The 6,111-nt window shown below is 39.8% G+C and carries 4 protein-coding genes; all 4 read right to left on the bottom strand.

The genetic code is table 11. The features are described 5' to 3' along the window. Nucleotides 1-25 precede the first annotated feature (25 nt). On the bottom strand, nucleotides 26-1,660 hold the full coding sequence (locus H5072_RS09605; RefSeq protein WP_033020682.1) for a CTP synthase: 1,635 nt from the start codon (nucleotides 1,658-1,660) through the stop codon (nucleotides 26-28). 162 nt (nucleotides 1,661-1,822) lie between these two features. After that, nucleotides 1,823-2,620 (bottom strand): nucleoside triphosphate pyrophosphohydrolase, encoded by a 798-nt coding sequence (mazG, locus tag H5072_RS09600; protein WP_024594978.1) that lies wholly within the window; start codon nucleotides 2,618-2,620, stop codon nucleotides 1,823-1,825. A 2-nt stretch (nucleotides 2,621-2,622) separates the two neighbouring features. Next, nucleotides 2,623-4,779, bottom strand: a complete 2,157-nt coding sequence (gene relA / locus H5072_RS09595; RefSeq protein WP_024594977.1) for a GTP diphosphokinase — start codon at nucleotides 4,777-4,779, stop codon at nucleotides 2,623-2,625. Between the two features lie 8 nt (nucleotides 4,780-4,787). Continuing rightward, nucleotides 4,788-6,111 (bottom strand): 23S rRNA (uracil(1939)-C(5))-methyltransferase RlmD (gene rlmD, locus H5072_RS09590; protein ID WP_220488574.1); only part of this gene is annotated, 1,324 nt, incomplete at its 5' end.

Here is a 6,111-nt window from a genome sequence, read left to right as displayed (position 1 = left end):
CGTGCAATATGCACGGCTTTTAAAATTACGAATTCGCTTTTTGGTGGATGTGTGCAGCTGCTACAAACCCTTCAAATAACGGATGACCATCACGTGGCGTTGACGTGAATTCCGGATGGAACTGCGCGGCAATAAACCATGGGTGATCTTTATTTTCGATAATTTCTACCAGTTTTTTATCTTCTGATAAACCAGTAAAGCTTAAGCCTGCTTTTTCAAGTATTTCTACGAAGTTATTATTTACTTCGTAGCGATGACGATGACGTTCAACAATTTCGTCGCTGCCATATACTCCATGTACTTTAGAACCAGGCGTTAAATGACATTTTTGTGCGCCTAAACGCATAGTGCCACCTAAATCAGATTTTTCGCTACGTGTTTCAACATTACCTTCAGCATCTAGCCATTCAGTAATTAAGCCAACTACCGGTGCTTCTGAATTTGCATTAAATTCTGTAGAGTTTGCATCTGTTAAACCTGCAACATTACGTGCATATTCAATTAATGCTACTTGCATCCCTAAACAAATACCTAAGTATGGTACTTTATTTTCACGTGCATATTTAGCTGCTAAAATTTTACCTTCAACACCACGTCCGCCAAATCCACCCGGTACTAAAATAGCATCTAAGTGTGAAAGTAATTCAACACCTTTGCTTTCTAAGTCTTGTGAATCTACGTATTCAATGTTGATTGTTAGGCGGTTTTTAAGACCCGCATGCTTTAATGCTTCGTTAACCGATTTGTACGCATCTGGTAATTCAATATATTTACCAACCATACCAATGGTCACTTCACCCGTTGGGTTAGACTCTTGATAAAGTACTTGTTCCCACTCAGCTAAATCAGCTTCTGGTGGATCTAAGTGAAAACGACGACATACAAAGTTATCTAATTCTTGTGTTTTTAATAACGCAGGAATTTTATAAATGCTGTCTACATCTGGTAGTGAAATAACCGCTTTTTCTTCTACGTTTGTGAATAATGAGATTTTTGCACGCTCATTATTAGGTAGTTTACGGTCTGAACGACAAATAAGAATATCTGGCTGAATACCGACTGAGCGTAACTCTTTAACAGAGTGCTGAGTTGGTTTCGTTTTAACTTCACCGGCAGGGCCTAAAAATGGCACTAGCGTTAAGTGAATAAATAGCGCGCGTTCGCGGCCAATTTCAGTTCCCATCTGACGAATTGCTTCAATAAACGGTTGTGATTCAATATCACCTACAGTGCCGCCAATTTCTACAATAGCAATATCATAACCTTCAGCACCGTCGTATACACGCTGCTTAATATCGTTAGTGATATGTGGAATAACCTGAATAGTAGCACCTAGGTATTCACCACGGCGCTCACGACGTAATACGTCTTCATATACACGGCCTTGTGTGAAGTTATTACGACTAGTCATTTTGGTACGGATAAAACGCTCGTAGTGACCTAAATCAAGGTCAGTTTCTGCGCCGTCTTCTGTAACGTAAACTTCACCGTGTTGAATTGGGCTCATTGTGCCTGGGTCAACGTTGATGTAAGGATCCAGCTTTAAAATGGTAACATTTAAACCACGGGCTTCTAAAATAGCGGCCAGTGAAGCTGCGGCAATACCTTTACCCAACGAAGAAACAACTCCGCCAGTAACGAAGATAAATTTTGTACTCATGCGAACCCTAGAATATCAGGAATTAAAAGGAATATAACACCCAAAGAAGAGCCTAAGGGTATATCATCAAGACGGGGCGAAATTGTACCAAAACACTGCTTATCAATCCAGCTAAAATTAGCTAATACGCGCACAAAAAATGTGCACTATTTAACATTAAGCCTATTTTACTTTTTTAATCGCATCCCACGCACTATCCATCTCTTCAAAGGTTGCTGTATCTAAGCTTTTACCTTGCGCATGCAAATAAGCGTTTACCTTTTCAAAACGCGCTGAAAACTTATCATTAGCGCTACGAAGCAGTTGTTCGGGATCTCGTTTAACATGGCGTACAACATTAACAGTGGCAAAAAGTAAGTCGCCGAGCTCTTCCGCTGTATGATCAGATAGCGGGTCTTGCTCAATCGCTTCTTTTACTTCAAGCACTTCTTCACTCACTTTATCTAGTGCACCATGATACGTTGGCCAATCAAAGCCAAGGGAAGCCACGCGTTGTTGAATTTTTTTGGCTTTACTTAAGCTTGGCATATTGCCAGGGATATCTTGCCAAAAAGAAGGGGATTCGGTTTGCGCTCTAGCACTTCGCTCCTGTGCTTTGATTGCTTGCCACTGCTGCGATAATTGATCGTCTGTTAGCTCTTTTTTTCCACCAAACACATGCGGGTGACGACGGGTAAGCTTATCGTTTAATTGCTCTACTAGATCATTAAAATCAAATAGATTTTGCTCTTGTGCAAGTTGCGCATAAAAAACTATTTGAAATAGCAAATCACCCAATTCACCTTTAAGCTCATCTAAGTTGCCTGATTCAATACAGTCGGCAACTTCGTACGCTTCTTCTAGCGTATGCGGCACAATAGATTTAAAATCTTGCTTGAGATCCCACGGACAACCGCCCTTGGGATCTCGCAGTGTTTTCATTATGCTAAGAAGTTGTGTAAGCGCTGTATTATCATTCATGATTAATGACCACGCTTGGCATCATGTACACCTTCAATTTGGTGTAATTTAGAAAGAACACGGTTAGTACCCGATAAGTCATGTACTTCTATTTGCATTGTAAATATAGCTAACTGATTATCTTCAACCGTATTTACGTTCATGTTTAAAACATTTACTTTTTCGTTAGCAAGTACTGAGCTTATATCGCGTATCAACCCTGAACGATCGGTGGCTTCTATTTTAATACTTAGTGCGTACGAGCCGTTAATATCATCTGACCAACTTACCGAAATAACACGCTCAGGATGCTGGTTTTTTAAGTTATTAAACGAATCACAGTCTTCCTTATGAACACCTATTCCTCGACCTTGGGTTATATAACCTATTATTTCATCGCCAGGTACTGGGCGACAGCACTTGGCTACATGGCTCATTAGGCTGCCAACACCATCAACCACAATGCCGTTTTTATCACCAGTTACTTTACTTGGTGCTTTAATGCGAATAACCGGCTCATCTTCTGTCCGATCACTTACAAAGTTAAGCATTTGATTGAGGCGAACATCGCCCGCACCAATCGCAACCATTAAGTCATCCAGCTCTTTAAAGTTAAAACGCTTAATGGCTGGCTCTAAATCTTTATATGTTAAATTGAGCTTTTGTAATTCACTGTCGAGAATTTCTTTCCCCGCACTTAAGTTTTTGTCGCGGTCGAGCTGTTTAAACCAGTGGTGGATTTTAGCTCTAGCACGGGATGATTTAATGTATCCTAATGACGGGTTTAACCAATCACGACTTGGATTTGGTTGTTTTTGGGTCAGTATTTCTACCTGATCTCCTGTTGTAAGTTGATGCGTAAACGGCACTATTTTGCCGAATATTTTTGCACCAATACAACGATGCCCCACATTTGAGTGGATGTAGTAAGCAAAATCAAGCGGTGTAGCACCAAGTGGTAAATCGATAATATCGCCGCTTGGGGTAAATATGTATACGCGATCTTCTACTACTTGGTTTTTAAGCTCTTCTGCTAAATCGCCACCATCAACCACTTCTTCTTGCCATTGGAGTAGCTTACGCAACCAGCTGATTTTTTGCTCATAACCCGAACCGCGCCCTGGTAATGCACCTTCTTTGTACATCCAGTGTGCAGCCACCCCTAACTCAGCATCTTGATGCATGTCGCTGGTACGAATTTGTATCTCTACCGTTTTACCTTCAGGTCCAAATACCACGGTATGAATTGACTGATAGCCGTTTTGTTTTGGGGTTGCTACATAGTCGTCAAACTCTTTATTAAGATGACGCCAATTGGTGTGCACAATGCCCAGCGCACCGTAGCAGTCTTGCAGGCGTTCAACGACGATACGCATTGCCCGAATATCAAAAAGCTGATCAAACTCGTAGTTTTTTTGCTGCATTTTTTTATAAATGCTGTAAATGTGCTTAGGACGGCCATAAACCTGGGCCTCTATGCCCGCTTCACTTAAACGATTTTTTACTTGCTCAACCATATCTTCCATGTAGGCTTCGCGTGTAAGACGTTTGTCGTCAAGTTGTTTGGCTATGCTTTTATAGGTGCCTGGGTGCAAATATCTAAACGATAAATCTTCCAGTTCCCATTTTAATTGCCCTATTCCTAATCTGTTTGCCAATGGTGCAAAAATATCAGCCGTTTCTTTAGCGGCAATGACGCGGTCTTCTTCATCCGCATTTTTTACATTGCGTAAATGACATACCTGCTCGGCAAGCTTAATGACCACGGCGCGCACATCTTCAACCATGGTTAATAACATTTTTCGAATATTATCAACTTGCATAGTGCCTTTACCTTGATGCGATAAAGTACTAATAGTGGCCATTTGTGCAACCCCAGTTAGCAGCATGGCAATGTTATTCCCAAGCTGCTCTTCGATGGTTTCAAGCGATATTAAGTCGTTTAAAAAATACGGGGTTAAATACGCAGTAGCTAACGATTCGGGGTCGAGATTTAGCTCAGCTAAAATTTCAACCATTTCGATTGCAGTAGTTTGCCTGCTTTCACTATCACATTTTACGCAGAGCGCTTGGGCTTTAGTAAGTAGCTCTGTTTTTTCTTCAGACAAGGCAAGAAATGAAAGCCGAGTGCTAAAATCTGTTGTCTCATCTTGTTGATGTGATTGTCGTGTAGCTACCATAATGCGTTCTACCTCCGTTGAAATAACGCCATAGTTTCAATATGCCCTGTATGAGGAAACATATTCATTAGCCCAATTTTATTAAGATCAAAGCCAGCTTGTGAAATAATTGCGCTGTCACGGGCTAAAGTAACAGGGTCACAAGAGACATATAAAATAGTTTTAAACTGCTTTAAAGGTAATTGCTCTAATACAGCCATAGCACCAGTCCTAGAAGGATCGAGTACAAGCACATCTAAGTTTTTGCTAAACCATGGGGCGCTCTGTATGCTTTGGGTTAAATCAAAGCAATGAAACTGCGCATTGGTAATAGAGTTAGTTTGCGCATTTTGAGCAGCCATTGCAACCGCTGAAGTCACACCTTCTACACCAATTACAGATTTTGCTTGTTTTGCTAACACTAATGAGAAATTACCAATCCCACAAAATAAATCCAATAAATTTTCATCACCTTTTAAATCAAGCCAATTTGCAGCTTGCTTTAACATAGCTTCGTTAACTTGCGCATTTACCTGAATAAAATTACCTAAACCAAATTCAAATTTTAGATCAAATTCTTTAAGATAATAAAATGGCATGGCTAAGTGTGAATGTTCTATTGCATCGCTCTCGCTTTGCCATACAATTTTAAACTGCTGGCTTTTTGTTATGTGCTCAACCAAAGCCTTTGTATCATCATTAATTGCTTTAGTGTGACGAATAACAACAAAGTTTTGTTTATCACTTTGGCATAACTGTAAATGGCTTATACTGTGCAGTGCTTTGTGTTGATTAATTAAATCATCAAAAAGTGTGAAAACATCTGTAAATACTTCATCAAGTACTGCACATTTATTAATACTCACAATATTTTTTGAGCCACTTGCTCTGTAACCCACGCGCATTTTTTTAGCTGCTTTATCAAACATAACAGCTATACGAGCGCTGCGTCTGTAATGCACAGGTTTACTTAATAATGGGGTTTGCCAGTTTAAGCTGTTTAATTTAGCAAACTTACTAAATAACTGAGTAACTGCAGTTTGTTTTTCTACAACTTGTTGGCTTACTTCTAAATGCTGTAATTGGCAACCACCACACTGATTATAGTGCTCACAAAAAGCATCTACTCTTGATTCACTCGCTTGAATAACTTTAGTTACTTTTGCACTACTGTATTTAGCTTTATCTTCGACGAGTGTTGCTTTGACTGTTTCGTTTGGTAATACACCGCTTACAAAACATACTTTATTGTTATGTTTAGCAATGCCACGCCCTTGATGATCTATTCCCGTTATAGTCAATTCTAGTGTTTGTTGCTTTAACGGTTTTTTTTTCGCTTTAAAAATTTGCGCC

This window comes from Pseudoalteromonas sp. SR45-5 (genome assembly GCF_014163565.1).
Lineage (GTDB): Bacteria > Pseudomonadota > Gammaproteobacteria > Enterobacterales > Alteromonadaceae > Pseudoalteromonas > Pseudoalteromonas distincta.
The sequence above is the reverse complement of the archived record's forward strand: the minus strand, read 5'-3'. Positions and strand labels throughout refer to the sequence as shown.

Excerpts from the sequence above, each read along its gene's own strand:
- H5072_RS09605 (WP_033020682.1), bottom strand. The coding sequence starts at position 1,660 with ATGAGTACAAAATTTATCTTCGTTACTGGCGGAGTTGTTTCTTCGTTG.
- relA (WP_024594977.1), bottom strand. The coding sequence starts at position 4,779 with ATGGTAGCTACACGACAATCACATCAACAAGATGAGACAACAGATTTT.
- mazG (WP_024594978.1), bottom strand. The coding sequence starts at position 2,620 with ATGAATGATAATACAGCGCTTACACAACTTCTTAGCATAATGAAAACA.